The organism is Mesorhizobium kowhaii (assembly GCF_042431665.1).
GTDB lineage: Bacteria > Pseudomonadota > Alphaproteobacteria > Rhizobiales > Rhizobiaceae > Mesorhizobium > Mesorhizobium kowhaii.
Map to the genome: position 1 here is coordinate 61,491 of NZ_JBHLYT010000007.1, position 18,526 is coordinate 80,016.

General features: G+C 62.6%; 21 protein-coding genes. 5 read left to right on the forward strand and 16 right to left on the reverse strand.

The features are described from left to right. Positions 1–9: 9 nt before the first annotated feature. The 3 genes from ACFFNA_RS08770 to ACFFNA_RS08780 all read right to left on the reverse strand — a co-directional run bounded on the left by ACFFNA_RS08770 (position 10) and on the right by ACFFNA_RS08780 (position 1,393). Positions 10–432 carry a BA14K family protein gene (locus tag ACFFNA_RS08770; protein ID WP_111542899.1) on the reverse strand — a complete coding sequence of 141 codons (423 nt, stop codon included), beginning with the start codon at positions 430–432 and terminating at the stop codon, positions 10–12. A gap of 188 nt (positions 433–620) precedes the next feature. Then, the gene (locus tag ACFFNA_RS08775) at positions 621–833 is read right to left on the reverse strand and encodes a cold-shock protein (protein ID WP_013530020.1); all 213 of its coding nucleotides are present in this window, start codon (positions 831–833) and stop codon (positions 621–623) included. Between the two features lie 347 nt (positions 834–1,180). Then, positions 1,181–1,393 carry a cold-shock protein gene (locus tag ACFFNA_RS08780; protein WP_006202520.1) on the reverse strand — a complete coding sequence of 71 codons (213 nt, stop codon included), beginning with the start codon at positions 1,391–1,393 and terminating at the stop codon, positions 1,181–1,183. 510 nt (positions 1,394–1,903) lie between these two features. Between ACFFNA_RS08780 and ACFFNA_RS08785 the strand changes: the two genes are divergently transcribed. Continuing rightward, positions 1,904–2,314 (forward strand): Kazal-type serine protease inhibitor family protein, encoded by a 411-nt coding sequence (locus ACFFNA_RS08785; RefSeq protein ID WP_378917439.1) that lies wholly within the window; start codon positions 1,904–1,906, stop codon positions 2,312–2,314. A 74-nt stretch (positions 2,315–2,388) separates the two neighbouring features. Here ACFFNA_RS08785 and ACFFNA_RS08790 read toward each other — a convergent pair whose 3' ends face one another. The 6 genes from ACFFNA_RS08790 to ACFFNA_RS08815 all read right to left on the reverse strand — a co-directional run bounded on the left by ACFFNA_RS08790 (position 2,389) and on the right by ACFFNA_RS08815 (position 5,514). After that, positions 2,389–3,942 carry an EAL domain-containing protein gene (locus ACFFNA_RS08790; RefSeq protein ID WP_378917441.1) on the reverse strand — a complete coding sequence of 518 codons (1,554 nt, stop codon included), beginning with the start codon at positions 3,940–3,942 and terminating at the stop codon, positions 2,389–2,391. Between the two features lie 150 nt (positions 3,943–4,092). Beyond that, complete coding sequence (locus ACFFNA_RS08795; RefSeq protein ID WP_111542902.1) at positions 4,093–4,311, reverse strand: hypothetical protein; 219 nt, start codon at positions 4,309–4,311, stop codon at positions 4,093–4,095. 100 nt (positions 4,312–4,411) lie between these two features. Next, positions 4,412–4,549, reverse strand: a complete 138-nt coding sequence (locus ACFFNA_RS08800; RefSeq protein WP_167458359.1) for a hypothetical protein — start codon at positions 4,547–4,549, stop codon at positions 4,412–4,414. 41 nt (positions 4,550–4,590) lie between these two features. Continuing rightward, entirely contained in the window at positions 4,591–4,893 is a 303-nt protein-coding gene (locus ACFFNA_RS08805) for a hypothetical protein (protein ID WP_111542903.1), read from the reverse strand. Continuing rightward, a complete protein-coding gene (locus ACFFNA_RS08810; RefSeq protein ID WP_095090880.1) occupies positions 4,890–5,159 on the reverse strand; it encodes a hypothetical protein in 270 nt (89 codons plus the stop codon). Before ACFFNA_RS08810 ends, ACFFNA_RS08805 begins: the two co-directional genes overlap by 4 nt. A 148-nt stretch (positions 5,160–5,307) precedes the next feature. Further along, on the reverse strand, positions 5,308–5,514 hold the full coding sequence (locus tag ACFFNA_RS08815; protein ID WP_023809797.1) for a cold-shock protein: 207 nt from the start codon (positions 5,512–5,514) through the stop codon (positions 5,308–5,310). 316 nt (positions 5,515–5,830) lie between these two features. Between ACFFNA_RS08815 and ACFFNA_RS08820 the strand changes: the two genes are divergently transcribed. Then, positions 5,831–6,022 (forward strand): hypothetical protein, encoded by a 192-nt coding sequence (locus tag ACFFNA_RS08820; RefSeq protein ID WP_111542904.1) that lies wholly within the window; start codon positions 5,831–5,833, stop codon positions 6,020–6,022. A 302-nt stretch (positions 6,023–6,324) separates the two neighbouring features. Then, positions 6,325–7,959 (forward strand): tetratricopeptide repeat-containing sulfotransferase family protein, encoded by a 1,635-nt coding sequence (locus ACFFNA_RS08825; protein WP_378917444.1) that lies wholly within the window; start codon positions 6,325–6,327, stop codon positions 7,957–7,959. Between the two features lie 3 nt (positions 7,960–7,962). Here the strand turns inward: ACFFNA_RS08825 and ACFFNA_RS08830 are convergent, their stop codons facing one another. After that, positions 7,963–8,316, reverse strand: a complete 354-nt coding sequence (locus tag ACFFNA_RS08830; protein WP_378917446.1) for a DUF1428 domain-containing protein — start codon at positions 8,314–8,316, stop codon at positions 7,963–7,965. 114 nt (positions 8,317–8,430) lie between these two features. Beyond that, positions 8,431–8,853 carry a VOC family protein gene (locus ACFFNA_RS08835; RefSeq protein ID WP_111542907.1) on the reverse strand — a complete coding sequence of 141 codons (423 nt, stop codon included), beginning with the start codon at positions 8,851–8,853 and terminating at the stop codon, positions 8,431–8,433. Between the two features lie 238 nt (positions 8,854–9,091). Here ACFFNA_RS08835 and ACFFNA_RS08840 point away from each other — a divergent pair, with 238 nt between their 5' ends. After that, on the forward strand, positions 9,092–9,706 hold the full coding sequence (locus ACFFNA_RS08840; RefSeq protein ID WP_378917707.1) for a glutathione S-transferase: 615 nt from the start codon (positions 9,092–9,094) through the stop codon (positions 9,704–9,706). A 16-nt stretch (positions 9,707–9,722) separates the two neighbouring features. On the opposite strand, the gene ACFFNA_RS08845 is transcribed toward ACFFNA_RS08840, so the two are convergent. The 5 genes from ACFFNA_RS08845 to ACFFNA_RS08865 all read right to left on the reverse strand — a co-directional run bounded on the left by ACFFNA_RS08845 (position 9,723) and on the right by ACFFNA_RS08865 (position 17,105). After that, complete coding sequence (locus ACFFNA_RS08845) at positions 9,723–9,896, reverse strand: hypothetical protein (protein WP_378917448.1); 174 nt, start codon at positions 9,894–9,896, stop codon at positions 9,723–9,725. Positions 9,897–9,990: 94 nt separating this feature from the next. Then, positions 9,991–10,377 carry a nuclear transport factor 2 family protein gene (locus ACFFNA_RS08850; protein WP_378917450.1) on the reverse strand — a complete coding sequence of 129 codons (387 nt, stop codon included), beginning with the start codon at positions 10,375–10,377 and terminating at the stop codon, positions 9,991–9,993. Positions 10,378–10,488: 111 nt separating this feature from the next. Beyond that, the gene (locus ACFFNA_RS08855; protein WP_378917452.1) at positions 10,489–12,015 is read right to left on the reverse strand and encodes an ABC-F family ATP-binding cassette domain-containing protein; all 1,527 of its coding nucleotides are present in this window, start codon (positions 12,013–12,015) and stop codon (positions 10,489–10,491) included. A gap of 304 nt (positions 12,016–12,319) precedes the next feature. Further along, on the reverse strand, positions 12,320–15,343 hold the full coding sequence (gene uvrB / locus ACFFNA_RS08860) for an excinuclease ABC subunit UvrB (RefSeq protein ID WP_378917454.1): 3,024 nt from the start codon (positions 15,341–15,343) through the stop codon (positions 12,320–12,322). Between the two features lie 130 nt (positions 15,344–15,473). After that, positions 15,474–17,105, reverse strand: coding sequence for a DUF2778 domain-containing protein (locus tag ACFFNA_RS08865; RefSeq protein ID WP_378917456.1), 1,632 nt, complete (start codon positions 17,103–17,105; stop codon positions 15,474–15,476). A gap of 515 nt (positions 17,106–17,620) precedes the next feature. Between ACFFNA_RS08865 and ACFFNA_RS08870 the strand changes: the two genes are divergently transcribed. After that, complete coding sequence (locus ACFFNA_RS08870) at positions 17,621–18,490, forward strand: protein-L-isoaspartate O-methyltransferase family protein (protein ID WP_378917458.1); 870 nt, start codon at positions 17,621–17,623, stop codon at positions 18,488–18,490. The last annotated feature ends 36 nt before the right edge of the window (positions 18,491–18,526 follow it).

Consider the following 18,526-nt stretch of genomic DNA (forward strand, 5'->3'; position numbering starts at 1 on the left):
CCCTTGATCTTAGTTCGCCGTGCAGAAATGCTGTTCGCCGTCATTGCCGGTGAACGTGCCGGTGCGGGAGTTGAAGGTACGGTAGCGGTCCGAGCAATAGTCATACCAGCCACGCGTCCACGGCTCGGCGTAGCCTTCATTGTAGACAACCCTCGGCTCCGCATAGTAGCGGCGGACCGGTGCCGGGCGCACCACTACGTCGCGATCGTAGTAACCGTCATCGTAATAATCGTCTGGGGGCGGCCGGTCATTGGCCAACGCGCCACCGATCAGCGCGCCGGCGGCAAGGCCGAGCACGCCGGCGGCAATCGCGTCGCCGTCGCCGTGATGGCCGTGATGGCGCCAGTCACCCGCGTTGGCGGCGGGCAGGGTCATGAGTGTGGTGGCGACCACGGCAGCGGACAGGACGGCGGTCTTGAAAATTCGGTTCATGTCGGTCTCCTTCGTAACCGGCCCGTGCAGTTTCCGGGGGATGCGGTCCGGCTTTACCAAAGACTAATATGCGACCGTGGCTGAATGGGGGCTGAACGGATTTCGACGCGTCAATATCAAAACAAGCGTCAAAGACCCCTCAAGGGAGCGGGGCTATCCAGCCGGCCCGCCGCCTGTCTGAAGCCGGCTCAGCCGACCGACAGGTTGACGGCCTTCGGGCCCTTGCCACGCTTGTCCGGTTCCGTGTCGAAGGACACTTTCTGGCCATCCTCAAGACCAGGAAGACCCGATGCCTGCACGGCTGAAATATGGACGAAAACATCCTTCGCGCCATCATCGGGCGTGATGAAGCCGAAGCCTTTGGCATGGTTGAAGAATTTGACGGTGCCGGTCTGCGGCATGGGAAGCTCCTTTGATCCCATAAAGTCCAGTCTCGGGCCGGCAGATGCCCGAATGGAAATTTGTCCTTTATTTTAGCGCCATCGGCAAGAGAAAGTTTTGCGGGCCCCTAAAGCGCGTCGCGTTTGAAGGGATTCAGACGACGCGCTTTTAAGTCTTTGTTTTTATGCATGTCGTTGACTCAAAACCTCCGCGCGCTTTTGTGCGACATGCATTGGGCAGAACGCGCGGCGCGAAAAAGGCGCGACGAAAACCGCCGCGCCTTTTCAAAAATTCAAATCCCTCTCCAAGCCAGGTCCAGGCATTGGAGCCTCCGTCGTGCGTCAGAGACGCTCGGCGTGCCGATGGCTCAGGCAGCGCGGAGGTTGACGGCCTTGGGGCCCTTGCCCATGCGATCCGGCTCGACGTCGAAGGTGACCTTCTGGCCGTCGACGAGCGTGCGCAGGCCGGAGGCCTCGATCGCGGAAATATGGACGAACACATCCTTGGCGCCGCCGTCGGGCGTGATGAAACCGAAGCCTTTGGTCGCGTTGAAGAATTTAACGGTGCCGGTCTGGGCCATTGGGGAAACTCCTTCACCCGTTCAGTCTGGTGGTCCTGCCCGCCGCCTGGCGCAATGGGCAAGTCCCGGTGGTTGCTTCGGCAGTCATGCATTGGCGCATGGTCAAACCCCCCGCCGAAAACGGGGCCGTCAGAGATTCACAGTATCGGGGAAAGGTCGTCCAAAACGTTCCGCTCTCCGGGTCGCAAATGCCCGAACACGGAATTTATCGCACGGAAACGTGAAGGTTGCAAGATAGCGCCGCGGGCCGCCGCTCTGGGCGCATCCCGACGCATGGATCGACTGACCTGAGCATCGATGCGGCTCGACATAGGCTTGGTTGCCGGCTCGGTCATCGGCCCAGAGCGCGGCCACGAATGGGCCAGATGTCGTGGCCGCCAGCGAGATGGGGCTGATGGGTGCCATGGCTCCACGCATCGTTTCCCAGCGGGGAGGCTGCGAACGGGGTTGCATTTGGCAAGGGAATGGCAAGGATCGTCTTCCGGGGACGGGATCGAGGGAGAGATCAACATGAAGTTTCTGGCGGCAATCTTTTCGCGGCAAGGTTTTGCCATCCTGTTCCTGTCGGCAATTCTTGCCGCCTGCACCGTCGTCGTCGATGAGGGACCAGGGCCGCGTCCGCGTCCGCCACGGCCCGAACCGCAATATTGCAGCAGGCAGTACGAGCCGGTCTGCGCCCGGCGCGGCGGCGACCGCCAGACCTTCGCCAATGCCTGCCTTGCCGACCGGGCCGGCTACCGCATTGTGCGCGACGGTCCGTGCCGCGACGGCGGCAGTGGCGGTGGCGGCGAAGAGCAGACGTTCTGCACCCGCGAATATGCTCCCGTGTGCGCGCGCCGGCATGACGAACTGCGCACCTTTCCCAATTCCTGCGAAGCCCGCGCCGCGGACTATCGCGTCGTTGACGACGGACCGTGCTGACAGGGCCGGTTTTCTGCCTTCTCCCACGCAAGGGGAGAAGGCAGGTGTTGCCTGCTGGCAGGTAGCGCTCGCCTCTACGCCGGCGCCTTCGCCTGCCGACAATAGGCGATGAACTCGGCCGCGGGCATGGGTCTGGCGAAAAGCCAGCCCTGGCCATATTCAACGTCGTGTTCCACCAGGTAATCGGCTTGTGCCTGCGTTTCCACGCCTTCGGCAACGATCTTCAGCTTCAGCGTCTTGGCCATGCCGATGATGTGCGGGGTGACGGAACTGGTGGCGGAATTCGTGCTGATCGTGTCGATGAACGACTTGTCGATCTTCAACGCATCGAGCGGCAGCCCCTCGAGATAGGACAGGCTGGAATAGCCGGTGCCGAAGTCGTCGATCACCACTGCGTGGCCAAGTTCGCGGGCACGAACGACGGTCGAACGCGCCGAGTTGATATCGACAAAACCGCGTTCCGTCGCCTCGAGCCAGATCTGCTGGGGCTCTATGCCGGTGTGCTGCAATGCCTTTTCGATAACCGGTAGAACCCGCGCCGTGCTGACGTCGGTTGCGCTGAGATTGATGGCGATGTGGATGGAACGATCGGCGACCAGAAGCCTGTTCAGGTCGAAGACAACGAGCGCAATGACCTGATCGGTGATCGCCGTGATCAGGCCGCTCTCTTCCGCCAGCGGAATGAAGAGGTCGGGCCGGACCAGGGAACCGTTCGGTCGCTTCCAGCGCACCAGCGCTTCCGCGCCGATGCAATTGCCGGTCCTGAGTTCGACGATCGGCTGATAGTGGACGATGAATTCGCGCTTGCGCACCGCGATCTGCAATTCTCCCAACGGTGAAAGCCGCCGTCGCGACAGCCAGACAACCATGCCGATGATGAAGGCGGCCATGAAAGCACCGAGCGGGAGCAGCAGAAGCCGCTGCTGGCGAACGCTGTCCAGAATCTGGCTTTTCGGCTCGGCGGCGACAGCGATCCAGCCCGTCCCGCGCGCGGTGGCAAACAGGAGATCGTCATCGATGCCTTCGTCGGGGCCGGCGATGATCGTCTCGATGCGGGCGGGATCCGGGCCGTTCAGCGCACCGAGCAGGATGCCCGTTTCCGTCGTCAGCGCGAGCTGGACGCCGGGATCGACGATGACGTCGACAAAGCGTACCGGATCGACAAGAACATTGTGGTCCTTGTATCGCAGTGCCATCAGCAAATGACCTTCGCTCATCACCGGCTGCATGCGGGCGGTGACGGCAATACCGTCCCTGGTGGTGAAATCCGGGACGGTTTGAGCAACGCGCCCTTCGGTCAGTCCCCATGACGAGCATTTGAGCAGGCCATTTTCGAAATAGCCCATCTCCTCGGTCGAGCGTGTGTTGATAGTGAGTTGCCGCATGCGGGCTATGTGGTCCGCCGAACAGTGGATGCCGGTGAACTGATCGATCTGCAGCAAAGCGGCCGTCGCATCGCCGCGCGAGATGTCGGCCCTGGCGATGGCGCGGCTGGCGAACAGCTGCAGCCGTTCGTGTTCCTTTTGGACCGCCTGGATCCATGAAAGGTGAAACATTGCCGCGATGGGCACGATGGCGCCAAGCAAGGCCAACACCACCGCCGTCACGATGATGCGCGACCTGTCCATACGCCTCCTGCCTTCGGACGCGAGCGGCGATTGCAATGGGGCGCCCGCGATCTCGCGGGCCACCAATTGCGGCAGCCGCCCGGTTCGGCCGATCTTACGGCGTCGACCTTACATGAACTTTAATGGGACCATGCGGCAAGCACCGCTCCTCTAAGCTGGATACGCCCCGTCGGCCGGACCGGCGTAGAGCTCGCTGCCATTGTCGTCGGAAATGCGCAGGCGATCGGGGATTTGCGGCATGGCCAGCGTATGGAACAGCGCGGTGGCACCCTGCAGGGCGGCGCGCAGGTTCGGCGCTTCCAGCGATACCTTGTCGAGCGTGGCTTCGTCGGCGTCGCGCGACCGGTAGAACTCGATGACGAAGTTCAAGCGCGCCTCCGTGGTGCGGCAGAGCGTTGCGCGGGCCTGTTTAATCGGTCCGTCGCCTCACGCAGGGCGACGGAGAGGGCGCACGAAGCGCCCCTGGGCGTCAGCCCTTCGACTTCGGCTTCAGGCTGCTCTCTGCCTGCTTGACAGCAGAGCCGAACGGGGAGGCGGGCTTGGCCACGACCTTGTCCTTCTTCGGCTTGCGTGTTTCGCGATTGCTTCGCTGTTGACCCTTGGACATGTCGTGCTCCTGGTGTGTGTTGGCTTGGCTTTGCTGGGCGCTCAGACGACCGGGTTATCACTAACAACCGAGTTGTCAGAGACAACCGGGTTGTTGGCCACAACCGGGTTGTCGGCCGGTTCGAGATTGTCTTCCGTGGTGACCCGCTCATGGGTCTCCTGCTCGCTGCGGATGCGGTATTGCGGCGAGCCGTCCTTAACCGGCAGCCTGCTCTTGATCTGGAACAGTTCCGCGGTTTTCTGGACGAGGCCGGTGCGGCTCTTCATGCGGACAGTCTGACCGATCGCAAACTGGTGCGCGGGCGTGTCGGTGCGCGGGCGCGCATTCTGCTGGAAACGGATCATGCTGCATTCTCCCTGTCGCGCTTCAGCGCTGTTTCGAGTTCGAGGTAATCGATGGCGACAAGCTGGCTGGTGGTCGGGTTTTTCACTGCCCTTGCCGGCAAATGGATGAAGGTGGCGACGCGGCGCCAGGCAAGCCGCGACATGCCCTCGATCACCTCTTCGTCGTGATCGATGTCGTAGTCGCCGGCCGGCAGCTGTCCTTCCAGTCCGCCGAGCACGAAGGGTGCCGCGAAATGCGCGATGGAGTGGGTGGTGCGGTCCGTCATTGTCTTGCCTTGATGCTTCCGCAGCGGTCCCTGAAAGCAAAAAAGCGGGGACGAGCCCCGCTTTCCTATTTCCCGCAATCGCTGGAAATAAGCCGCTTTCGAGAGCTGCCAGTACATCCGTGGTCAGCGTTCATCGAATTCGGCCGGATCAGATCAGTTGCAAATTGGCGGCCGACTCGCGGCCCTTGGTGTCACGCTCCAACTCGAACTGCAGCTTCTGGCCTTCAGCGAGGCCAGGGAAGCCGGCGCGCTCCAGCGCGCTGACATGGACGAAAACGTCCTTGCCGCCATCGGTCGGCTGAATGAAGCCGAAACCCTTCTGGCCATTGTAGAACTTTACGGTTCCGGTGTTCATGTGGGTCTTTCGAGGAATGAGAAATGGTCGCGAACCGCGGCCAATATCGATGATTTGGAATGAGATTGGCGGGTCGAGAACCTCTGACGCCGCGAGATGCCAATTCTGGCCCAAAACGATCCTGAACAGATAGGCCTTTGTCTCAATTTAATCAAGGCAATTTAAAAGAAAATCGGATTACGCTCAGAAAATTGCTCGCTGTAACTTTCAAAAAAATGATGATACAAATCCAGCGATTTCAAAAATTGCTTGAAGAGAGGCGGGAACATTTCTCCCGGTATTTTAATTTTATTTATGCATGGAAGGACGATACCTCATGATTTCTGAAACAACATCGGCAGGAGCCGCAGTCACGGTCGGGCCATTGGTTAAACCAGTGATGGCAAAGCCCATCCTGTCGCCGCGGCTGACCATCAGAAGTGACGAAGCGGCAAAGCGAAGGGTCGCCGATACCGATGGAACGCTCCGTCGTGCCAGGCAGGTTGCGGAGACCAACCGGTTGATTTGATCGCTTCTACACTGACGGATACCAAGCGAAGCCTTGAACCTGATGCGCCGATGGCCTAGATCGGTTCATCGTTTCACTGAAACGCCGAACCGCTCTATCTCTTTGTTTTGGCGCAATTCCCAAGGGAAAGCGCCATGCGCTTTCCCGGGAAAACCGTTTCACACTTTTCCTGGAATTGCTGTAGATCGCGGCCGGCGGACAAACACGGCAGGTTTCTCATTAACAGAGATCAGAGAAGAGCGGCGGGCGCGGGAGCCAGATCTGGCGCTGGAGGACAGCCACCGCTGGGGCTTGATCAGCATGTGCAGCAGGCGCTGCAACTGCACCAGGCCGGGCGCCGGCAAGAGGCCGAGGCGATCTACCGGCAGGTGCTGGCGCAAAAGGCCAATCACGCCGCCGCTGCGCACTTCCTTGGGTTGTTGCTGCACCAGACCGGGCGCAGCGCCGAAGGGGTTGATCTCATCGAGCAGTCGGTGCGGTTGCAGCCCGGCAATCCGGATTTTCTCAACAATCTCGGCACAGTGTTGCGCGATCTCGGCCAGGTCGCTGCTGCCGTCGACTGCTTTCGCAAGGCAGTGACGCTGCGGCCCGACCAACTGGCGGCGCGCGACAATCTCGGCTCATCGTTGAAGCAGCTCGGCCAGTTCGAGGGCGCCGAAGACATTTATCGCGGTACCCTCGGACGCAATCCGTTCCATGTCCGCGCGCGCATCGGACTTGCCGAAACGCTGCAAGAAGCCGGTCGTCTGGACGAGGCGCTTGCCGTCTTCCGCGAGGCGCTGACCATCAGGCCGAAGGACGCCGACCTGCTGCACGGGCTGGGCGTCGGGCTGATGGAAAAGGGCAAGCTCGACGAAGCGGTCGATCTTTTCCGGCAGGCGCTGGCGGTCGACCCCGGCATGGCGAGAGCCTGGCTGATGCTGACGCAGGTCAAGCGCCAGAAGGAGCGCGACAGCGAATTGACCAGCATGGAAGCCCAGCATGCCAAGACGCCGCAGGACAGCCTGGCGCGCATGCAGTTGTCCTTCGGTCTCGGCAAGGCCAATGACGATCTGAAGGATTATGGCAGGGCCTTCGACTATTTCGCCGAAGGCAATGCGATCCGCCGCAAGGGCATCGACTACGATGCGGCCAGGACGCGCGCCGAATTCGAGGCCATGAAGGCAACCTTTGATGCCGGCTTCTTCGAAAAACACAAGCCGAGCTCAATTACCGACGACACGCCGATCTTTGTCGTCGGCATGCCGCGCTCCGGCACGACGCTGGTCGAGCAGATCATCGCCAGCCATCCCCAGGTCTATGGCGCCGGCGAGCTCAGCATCCTGAAGACGGCGGTGGGCAAGCAGTTTCCATTGACCATGAAGGGCGGCTTTCCGGCTGGCATCGCCGACATGCCCGACAAGGCTTTTGCCGAGGCCGGCGAGGCCTATCTCGACATGCTGCACGCCCGCTATCCCGGCTTCAAGCATGTCACCGACAAGATGCCGGGCAACTTCCTGCTTGTCGGCTTCCTCCATCTGATGTTGCCGAAAGCGAAGATCGTCCATTGCGCCCGCGACGCGGCGGCGACGTGCCTGTCGATCTACAAGGTGCATTTCCGCGGCGACAGCCATCGCTACGGCTACGACCTCGGCGAACTCGCCGATTTCCACAACCTCTACACCGACATCATGGCGCATTGGCATACGGTGCTGCCTGGGGTGGTGCATGATGTGCGCTATGAGGATTTCGTCGCCGACCAGGAAGGGCAGACGCGGGCGCTGATCGCCCATCTCGGCCTGCCATGGAACGATGCGGTGCTGTCGTTCCACGAGACCGACCGGCCGGTGCGCACGGCTTCCGCCGCGCAGGTGCGCCAGCCGATGTATCAGGGCTCGGTCGATCTGTGGAAGCGCTATGGCGATCGGCTGAAGCCGCTGCTCGACAAGTTGGACTGACGCCTACAGCTCCATGAACGGCTTGAAGCCGCCGAAGATCATGCGCTTGCCGTCGAACGGCATCGTTGCCCAGTCGGGTTTCATGCGCGGGTCGGCCATCACCTTGGCCATGACGGCATCGCGGCTTTCTCGCGATTCGTAGACGATCCAGGAGAAGACGACGATCTCGTCGTCCTTGGCCTGCACGGCACGCGGGAAAGAGGTGACCTCGCCATACGGCACGTCGTCGCCGACGCATTCGGCATAGGCGAGCGCACCGTGCTCCATCCAGACGATTCCGGCGGTGTTGGCGAGCTTCTTGTAGTCGTCGAGTTTTGCCTTGGGCACCGCAACCACGAAGCCATCGACATAGGACATTGTGGGTCTCCTTTGCTGAAATCGAGCGCCGGGCCGGCAGGGATGCAACCCGGCGCAGGTGAGCGCATCATCCCCCCGCCGGCGGCAAGGGGCATTGCTGCTCGCTGAAAAAACTTACTTCACCGGGGCGTTCATTGCCCAGGCCACGCCGAAGGGGTCACGCATCTGTCCCCAGCGGTCGCCCCAGAACATCACCTGCAGCGGCACCACTTCCTCGCAGCCGGCCTCGATGGCGCGCTTCCACCATGTTTCGATGGTGTCGTCCTGGAGGTGCAACTGCATGGTGTAGCCCTGCGGATTTTGATGCGGGTGGCCGTGCTCGGGATAGGCGTCGCCCAGCATCAGCGTCGAGCCGTTGATGTGAAGATGGATGTGCATGGTGCGGCCCTGTTCGTCGGCCGGATAGGCAAAGACCTGTTCGGCGCCGAAGGCCTTCTTGTAGAATTCGGCGGCCTTGAAGGCGCCGTCCACCTGCAGATAGGGGGTCAATCCGCCGAGCACTTTCGCCGCGGGCTGAACGGGGGTCTGATCAGTCATATCTTGCTCCTCTTTGCGTTTGGCTTAGCCTTGCGAACCATAGGACGCATGAGGTGACGGCGATCCTACAGGGCCGTGGAAATTTTTCGCAAGCCGCCCGCACAGACCTGGTAGCCGGTGGTTTGAGCGGGAGTCGTGAAATGAACTTGCGTCGGCGGGGCTCAATCAGAGCGCAATTCTCGCGGCTCGCAGCATAGAACTGGTGGGCTACGTGGCTTCCTCACCCCCTGGGACGACAATGATCCTCTATTACCAGACCCATTCGCCCTTTGCGCGCAAGGCGCTCGTCTTCGCTCACGAGGTCGGCATTGCCGATCGGCTCGAGGTTATTCATCACGAGACCAGCCCGACCTTGCGCAATGCCAGCGTCTACGCCGAAAATCCACTCGGCAAGGTGCCGGTGCTGTTGCGGCCCGGTGCGTCGCCGATCTTCGATTCCGATGTCATCTGCGCCTACTTCGACACACTGCATGGCGGCCGCAAATTGCTGCCGCAAGACGGCGAGACGCGCTGGCAGGCGTTGCGGCTGCAGTCGGTCGCTCAGGGCCTAGCGCAGACGGGCATTGCCTTGCGCTGGGAGACGGAAAGGAGACCCGAACAGCTGCGTTATGGTGCTCTTGCCGAAGGATACCGGGAAAAGATCGAGGCAAGCTACGACTGGATCGAAAGCGCTCTGGACGACGAAGCGCCGCTTCATGTCGGCCATACAGCCCTGGCCACCACGCTGTCCTGGATGGCGTTCCGTCACCTTCCGCCCTTTCGCTCGCGGGCGGTGCTCACGCACTGGTTCGAGGCTTTCGAAAGGCGCGCGTCGATGCAGGCGACGCCGCTTTCGGGCGATACGCATGATTGACCAGCGGCCGCCTCGGTCAGGGTGCTCTGCAGATACGAGGGCCGTTCTGCGGGTCGATGACGATTTCGGGCCAGCCGATGTCCTTGCGCAGCTCGATCGGCAAGGACAGGAGGGCGCGCTCACTGCGATGGCGAGCGCGAGCCTGCGCGTAACGGGTGGCGACGCGGCCTATGGATGACAGGGTGAACATGATGCTTTCTCCTTGATTGAAGCCGGCATCATTGTGTCGGCATCCCAAGGACGTGGCAGGTTCAGGCGACCCGACAGGTCGTCGAAATTTTTCTTCAGATGACCGAGGCGGCCAGCGCCGTGTCGTAATATTCCACCATCTCGACGATCTTGCCGTCGCGGACCGTCCAGAAATCAGCGGTACGCATGAGAAGCTCCTGGCCGGTGGTTTTGCGCGTCAAATGGATTTCGACCTGCGCCGCAATCCTGTCGCCGCCGTCGACGATGTCCACCGGGACGAAGCTCCGGTACTCGAAATCACTGTCCAGCGCCATGAGGCGGGCAAGGAACTCCTGCTTGCCGTTGCCTGCCGCGATGAAAGGTGCCTGCGGTTCGGCGACCCAGCGGAAGACGATATCATCGGCGCAGTCGACCAGCGCGCCCTCGATGTCGCGTTTTGCATAAGCATCATACAGGTTCTTGACGACGTCCACCCCGCGCATGACCGGTATCCTCCCTCGGTTTGCGAAACCTCAGGATGCGCCTTTTTCGGCCAGCGGGGAAGTGTGGCCGGCAGAACTCGAATGCCGGCCCGGCGGACGCTTGGCGTTTCTTCAGCCGGTGCCCTCGGCCACCGAGCGGAAGAAATCCTCCGGGTCCTCGACTTCGGTCAGCCGCCGCTTCTCGATCAGCCAGAAGCGGTTGCCGATGGCGCGGATGAAGGAGCGGTCGTGCGAGGCGAGCACGCAGCTTGCCTGATGCGCCAGCAGCTCGGCTTCCAGCGCTTCCTGGCCGTCGATGTCGAGATGGTTGGTCGGCTCGTCGAGCAGATAGAAATTGGGGTTGGCGAGCCTGAGCGCCAGCATCATCAGCCGCGCCTTCTGGCCGCCGGACAACACGTCGATCCGGCGCTCCTGCATGTCGATGCCGACGCCGGCCCCGGCGAGCAGCGAGCGGGCGCGCTGTTCGCCGACATCATAGCGGCGCGAGACCATCGCCAGCGGCGTGTCGTCGCCGCTGATGCCCGACAGCGCCTGGTCGCTGTAGCCGAGCACTGTCGACGGCGTCACCTTCACGTTCTGCACCGTATCCGCTTCGAGGATGGCGTTGCGGATCAGGGTGACGAAGCGCGATTTGCCGATGCCGTTGCGGCCGAGCAGGACGATGCGATCGCCCTGGCAAATGTGGCGCTTGCCGGTCCTGAACAGCAGCGTTCCATCAGGGGTTTCCACCGCCGCGTCCTCGAGCGTGATCAGCACCTTGGCATGGGTGCCGCGATTGGCGAGCCTGATCGCGCCGGACGACTTCTCGCGATGGGCCGGAGCAGCCGCCTCTTCCAGGCGCTCCGCCCGCTGGTTGAGCTGCTTGGTCTTGACTGTCAAAAGGTCGCTGCCGGAATTGATGCCGATGTTGTTGAGCTTGGCGGCCTGCCGGCGCAATTGCTGCGCCACCTTCATGTCGCGCTGGAACTTGCGCTCCGTCGAGGCGTCGACGTCGTCGAGCGCCTGCCTTGCCCTGGAGTAGGGCAGGGCAAACACAGGCGATTGTTCCGGGCGCAGGAACAGCGTCCGGTTGGTGGTGGCGTCGAGAAAGGCGCGGTCGTGACTGGCGGTCACCACCGGCACTTCGCGCGGCAGCGTGTTGAGCCAGGTCTCAAGCTGGCTGATCCTGGCCAGGTCGAGATGGTTGGTCGGCTCGTCGAGCAGCAGCACATCCGGATCGGTGACCCAGACGCGGGCGATCAGTGCCAGCCGCTGCCAACCGCCGCTCAGCGCCTGCATTTGCCGTTCGCGCATGGGCTCGGGCACGTCGAGTGAATCGAGAACCACATCGACGCGCCACAGCTCGCTTTCGGCCTGCTCGGGCGGCAAGGCGTCGGCCACCACCTGGTGGAACGTTCGGTCGAGAAGGGCTGTGGCAACGGACTGTTCGACATGGCCGACGCGCAGGCCGCGCGTGCGGGTTATGTCGCCAAAGGTCGGCTCCATTTCGCCGGTCAGGCATTTGAGCAAGGTCGACTTGCCGCGGCCGTTGGCGGCAACGATGCCGAGCCGGTCGCCGGTGCCGATGGTCAGGTCGAGATTGGCAAACAGCGGCGCACTCATGGTGACGCCGAGGGATTTGAGGCTGATCAGGGCCATTTTGATTTCTCTGGTCTTGCCGGAGAAAACTCCGGTTCAATGCACTTTGACGGTGCGCGTGCTGGCCATCAGGCTCGGCGTTGCAACACCACGAAGGGCAGACCAAAAAAATCGAAGCGGGAAAAACCCGGACCGTCCCTGGTCAGCCCTGCAAGCAAGCTCGCAGGGCAGAAATCGGGCCACGCTGACGATGGTGACGAAAAAACGCAAACACGTGAGCCCTCCTTTCAAGACGTTCGAGTGTGGGGATTGACTACACCAAAGGCGGGGCCGATGGCAAGGCTGCCGGGGGCGCGAAGGATCGCTACCGCCCCGGCCTGCCCGTCTTGCCCGGCCGGCGCTTTTCTCGGCGGGCGTCGCCCGGATCCTCGTAGGAACCAATGCCGGCGCGCTCGCGCTTGACCGGCTTGTCGCCTTCGATCGGTGTCTCGGTCCGCCGCACCGTCATCTCATCAAGCGAGTTCTTCTTGAACAGCGGCTTGGTCGAGTCGCCGGGAATGCCGAAGTCGGAACCGTGCGCCTCTTCGGCCGACTGTTTCTTGAACAGCGAACGCGACACGGCGCCGGCGGGTGTCGGCATGTCGGTGCCCGGCCCCATGGCGTCGAGCGACGGCTTGCGGAACAGGGCGGATTTGACGCGATCCTGTGCACTCTCTTTCGGCTTGCTGACCGCCGCAACAGGGATGTTTCCCTTGTCGTCGGCCGTGCGGTGGATGGCGCGGCCCTTGTTGTGCTTGCCCTTTTCACGGCCCGAAACCGGGCTTTCCATGTCCGCGTACTTCGCCAGCGGGTCTTCGGAGATCGACAGCTCCATCTCGCGCAGCCGCTTGATCTCGTCGCGGATGCGGGCCGCCTTCTCGAAGTCGAGATTGGCGGCGGCGTCGCGCATCTGCTTGTCCATGGCGTCGAGATGGGCCTTGAGATTGTTGCCCATCATGGCGCCGGCGCTGTCGGTGAACTGCGAGATGTCGGCGCGGACGTGGTCCTTCTCGTAGACCGAGTCCAGAATGTCCGAGATGCGCGACTTGACCGATTCCGGCGTGATGCCGTTGGCCGCGTTCCACTCCATCTGCTTTTCGCGGCGGCGGCTGGTCTCGGCCATCGCCCGTTCCATCGAGCCGGTGACCTGGTCGGCATAGAGGATGACCTTGCCGTCGACGTTTCTGGCGGCGCGGCCGATGGTCTGGATCAGCGAGGTTTCCGAACGCAAAAAACCTTCCTTGTCGGCATCGAGAATGGCGACGAAGCCGCATTCGGGAATGTCGAGGCCCTCGCGCAAGAGGTTGATGCCGACCAGCACGTCGAAGGCGCCGAGGCGCAGGTCGCGCAGGATCTCGATGCGCTCCAGCGTGTCGATGTCGGAGTGCATGTAGCGCACGCGGATGCCTTGCTCGTGCAGATATTCGGTCAGGTCCTCGGCCATGCGCTTGGTCAGCACGGTCACCAGCGTGCGGTAGCCGGCCTTGGTGGTGTCGCGGATCTCGCCGACGACATCGTCGACCTGGCTCTTGGCCGGGCGCACTTCGACCGGCGGATCGATGAGGCCGGTCGGGCGGATGACCTGCTCGGCAAAGACGCCGCCGGCCTGTTCCATTTCCCAGCCGCCCGGCGTTGCCGAGACGGCGACGGAGAGCGGGCGCATGGCGTCCCATTCCTCGAAGCGCAGCGGCCGGTTGTCCATGCAGGACGGCAGGCGGAAGCCGTATTCGGCCAGCGTCGCCTTGCGCCTGAAGTCGCCGCGATACATGCCGCCGATCTGCGGCACGGTGACGTGGCTTTCATCGATGAAGACCAGCGCGTTGTCGGGAATGTACTCGAACAGTGTTGGTGGCGGATCGCCCGGCTGGCGGCCGGTGAGATAGCGCGAATAGTTCTCGATGCCGGCGCAGGAGCCGGTCGCCTCCAGCATTTCCAGGTCGAAACGGGTGCGCTGTTCCAGCCGTTGTGCTTCGAGCAGCCGGCCGGCGCGCTCGAGTTCCACCAGCCGGTGCTTGAGCTCTTCCTTGATCGACTTGATTGCCTGGTTGAGGGTCGGGCGCGGCGTCACATAGTGCGAGTTGGCGTAGATCTTGACGCTCTTCAACTCGCCGGTCTTCTGGCCGGTCAGCGGGTCGAACTCGGTGATCTGCTCGATCTCGTCGCCGAACATCGAGATGCGCCAGGCGCGATCTTCCAAGTGGGCTGGAAAGATCTCGATCGTGTCGCCGCGCACGCGGAACGAGCCGCGCACGAAGTTGATGTCCTGCCGCTTGTACTGCTGGGCGACGAGGTCGGCGAGTAGAGCGCGCTGGTCGAGCCGGTCGCCGATCTGCATCTGGAAGGTCATCGCCGTATAGGTCTCGACCGAGCCGATACCGTAGATGCAGGACACCGAGGCGACGATGATGACGTCGTCGCGCTCGAGCAGCGAGCGCGTCGCCGAATGGCGCATCCGGTCGATCTGCTCGTTGATCGAGGATTCCTTCTCGATGAAGGTGTCGGTGCGCGGGACGTAGGCTTCCGGCTGGTAGTAGTCGTAATAGGAGACGAAATACTCGACGGCGTTTTCGGGGAAGAATTTCTTGAACTCGGAATAGAGCTGTGCGGCCAGCGTCTTGTTCGGCGCCAGGATCAGCGCAGGGCGCTGCGTCTCCTCGATCACCTTGGCCATGGTGAATGTCTTGCCCGAGCCGGTAACACCGAGCAGCACCTGGGTGCGATCGCTGTTGTCGACGCCTTCGACCAGATCCTTGATGGCGGTCGGCTGGTCGCCGGCCGGCTCGAAATCCGACACCATCTTGATGGCTATGCCGCCTTCGGATTTTTCCGGGCGGGCAGGGCGGTGCGGCGTCCACAGCACGCCGTCCTTGTGCAGGGGATTGCCGGATTCGATCAGCGCCGACAGCGCGGCCACGGTGGCGGTGACGCTGCCGGAGGCCATCGTCTCTGCGTCTTCCAGCGAGATATCGAGGCCGGCGACCGGGTTCAGGCCGGCTGCGGTGCGTTCCCTGGCTGTCGCCGCGCCACCCATCGAGGTACCGCGCGAACTGCGGCCCGGGGAGGTTGAGCGCTCGGGGATCTTTTTCGATGGCTTCGGCGCCTTGCCGCCGTCGCCCTTGCCGACGAGACGTCCTTCCTTTTCGGCCTCCTGCTCGATCTGCTCGGCCCAATCGGCGATCGAACCGGTCAGCGGCGTGCCCGACAGTTCGGCCTGCGGCATCTCGGCAAAGCCGTCTTTGTGCAGCGGCTCCGAGGCGTCGAGGAAATCGGTCAGCGGACTGCGCCGCTTCGGCGCGGCGCGGTCGTCATTCGCCGTCGGCGGCGTTTTTTCATCGGGGGATTTGGCCATGTCCCGAATATGGGATTTCCTGGCCAAAATGGAAAGAGTGGGATGGAGGGAGGCGCTTCGCCGGATGCGGCTCCTGACAGAAGGCTGTCAGGAGGAAGCGGGAAGGCACAGCCACGTGCCTCTCCAGGGATCAGGCGCCGCGCGCGTTGTCCGCCACGCGCGTCGGCGATCCGTTCAGGCGCGGCACCACGACCAGGCGGGTGACCTTGCCCTTCTTGAAGGCGGCAAGGAAGCGGCCGTAGTCCCTGAAAACGACGCAGCCATTTGATTCGGCGCGGCCGCCGCGCAGCATGTAGCTATGGGCGAGCAGGCCATCGCGGCCATATTTGTTGCCGCCACTGACAGGCGTCAGACGAATGGCCTCAACGCCGTGGAAACGCGATTCGCGCAGCGACAGATTGTAGGTGTTAGGCGGTGTTGGCCCGCGATCCTTCTTATCGACATAGCGTGGCTGGTCGACCATGGCGCCATACCCCGAATGCGCTTCGAGCCGCTGGCCGTCCGGCAGGTAGACGGTTCCTGCGCTGATATCATAGACGGCGACGCCGTTGCCGGCTCCGCTCCTGGAGCCTCCTGGCCCGTTGAACAGGTTCCTGAATGCCTGGCCGAGGCCGCCCGAAGGGGTGTCCGGCTTGGCATAGGCCAGCACCTCGCCGCCATCGGCCGGTCTGCCTTGCCGCGCCGGCTTGGACGGCTGGGCCTGCTGAACCGTCTCACGTGCCGGTTTCTGCTGCTGGACGGGCTTCGACTGCTGCACAACGACGGGCTTCGACGGCTGTACGACCTTGGGCTGTTGCGGGGCGTCCAATTGCGGGCGCCGGGTCGGCAATGGCACGTCGTCGGTCAGCGCATCCGGCAGCGAGGCGGCATCGCCGGGCTGTTCCTGTTGGGTTTCAACCGGCGAAACCGCTACATCGGCCGACGATTCCTCAATCGGCAGCGGTGAGGCGAACGTCTCGTCGTCGACTGGCAGCGACTGGACGAGGGCAAGCGCCAACTGCGCGTTGTCTGGCGTCTCCCCATCCGACTGGGCAAAGCCCCTCGGCTGCGGTGCCGTCTGCACGACCGCGGAGCCGGTATCCATCCGGGCGAAGCGCTCCGCCGCGGGAGCCGGCATGTCATCCGACAGGCTGGCCATGACCTTGACGGATGGCACCAGCGAAGCCTCGGCAATTTGCGGCGCGACAGCAGAAATGACCGGGTGCGCGGATGCGTCGGCCGCGACGACCGGTTTTCCGGCGCCGGCAAAGGCCGCGGCGAGCCTGGTCGGCGACAGCGACGCCTCCATGCGTTCGAAACGCTCCTGCGATTTCGATTTTACGACCATCGGGGCTGGCTTTGCCTGCGCCACGAGGCGAGCGGATTTCTCCGCTTGCGGGCTCCCCCCGGCCAGCTTGAAGCAGTTGGCGCCGCATTGCACGGCATGGTCATGCAGCGCTTGCGCGCCGCCATTGGCATTGGCCAGCACGAACGGCGCCGAAGATGTCAGGAAACGCTGCTTCAGAGGATCGGCAAGGGCAAGCGACCGCGGCATCGAAAGCGTCTGCGGCAGGCCACCTGATGTCGCCGACAGCGAGGCGCCGACGGAACTCAGGCCGGCCATGGTGCCGACCAGCCACAGGCCAATGGCCGCACTCACGCCGGGCACCGCGACCCAGCGGACGATCCGTTCAGGGTTGAAGGAAGAGGAACGCGGCGCGTCGCAGGCGGTCTCGCCGTCCCAACGCCCGTCCCCGACAATTTTTTTACTCAAGAACGCCATGCAACCAATCTTGCTCCAATCGGCTCCCACGTCCGCGGCTGTGATAGCCGCGACGACCATTCTGTGAGTGATCCCAGGTGGTCCCCGACGCGTTTGCCGCGCCTGTCGTTAGTTGCCGATTGCTTCAAAATATGGACAAAGTTGGTTAATCAATCCCTCTCAAAACCAAACGAGAGACGTGGACTTTGTGCCCTAGAAGGCTTGTCCACGACCATGAACGCGGTATTGGAGCCCCTCCAATGCTGTTTTGCTGCCTGTTTTTGCCGTCCAAGTCAAGCAAAACAGCTCTTGCTAATTTTCCAAAAGGCCGTTCAGCGAGTCATGCGACAACGGCGCTCGCCATTGAGTGTTGCCGAATCAGCCGCCAGCACCGGCAAAACTGTTGCCCGCCGGCCACAATTTCACCGTCGGGACGGTCGCCTCTCGACGGCCATTGACTCGTTTTGGGAGGCAGTGCAATCGGATTGAAGTGCTTGGTTTTGGGGTGGCAAAGGCCACTTCTGGAGGCTTTTTCCATGAAGCGTCGGGACTTCTTGGCGCTGTCGGCGGGGGCTGCGGCGTTTTCCATTCTTCCGGCCGCCGTCAAGGCTGACGTGCCGGTGCTTTACGACCGCAACGCCGAAGTGCCGGTGAACGACAAAAAGTCGTTCATCGAGTGGATGGTGGCCAATCGTGGCGAGGACCCGAAGTTGCTGGCCGAGCGGTTCGATCGCTTCCAGATCATGGTCTTCAACAAGGACGTGCTGGACGATCGCAACAAGCGCGCCTTCCTGTTGACGCCGCGCGAAGAATTCGTCCTGCCGCAGAATCTGGCGCGCGCCTATGATCACGCCTTCCTCGACATCGGCTATGGCGTGACCATTTCCGGCCCGCACCTGGTCGGCCGCATGACGACTGCCATCGACGTCAAGCTCGGCGAATCCGTGCTCGAGATCGGCACCGGCTCCGGCTACCAGTCGGCGTATCTGGCCAATCTGACCGACAAGGTGCACACGATCGAGATCATCAATCCGCTGGCGCAGCGCACCCGCCGCACCTACGACGCGCTGATCGAGCGCGGCTACAGCGAGTTCGGCTCGGTCACCAGCCGCAATGCCGACGGCTACTATGGCTGGGAAAGCGTCGGCCCGTTCGACAAGATCATCGTCACCTGCGGCATCGACCACATTCCGCCGTCGCTGTTGCAGCAGCTCAAGCCGAATGGCGTCATGGTCATCCCGGTCGGCCCGCCGGGCGCCCAGCACGTACTCAAGGTGATCAAAGAGCAGCTCGCCGACGGCACCTTCAACATCGTTCGCTCCGACATCTACAATGGCAAGGTGGTGCCTTTCGTGCCCTTCACCAAGCTGGAAGGCGACCAGATCGTCGGCACGCATAACAGCTGAGCTGGCCGTTTGGTAAGGCCTTGCTGAACCGCCAGA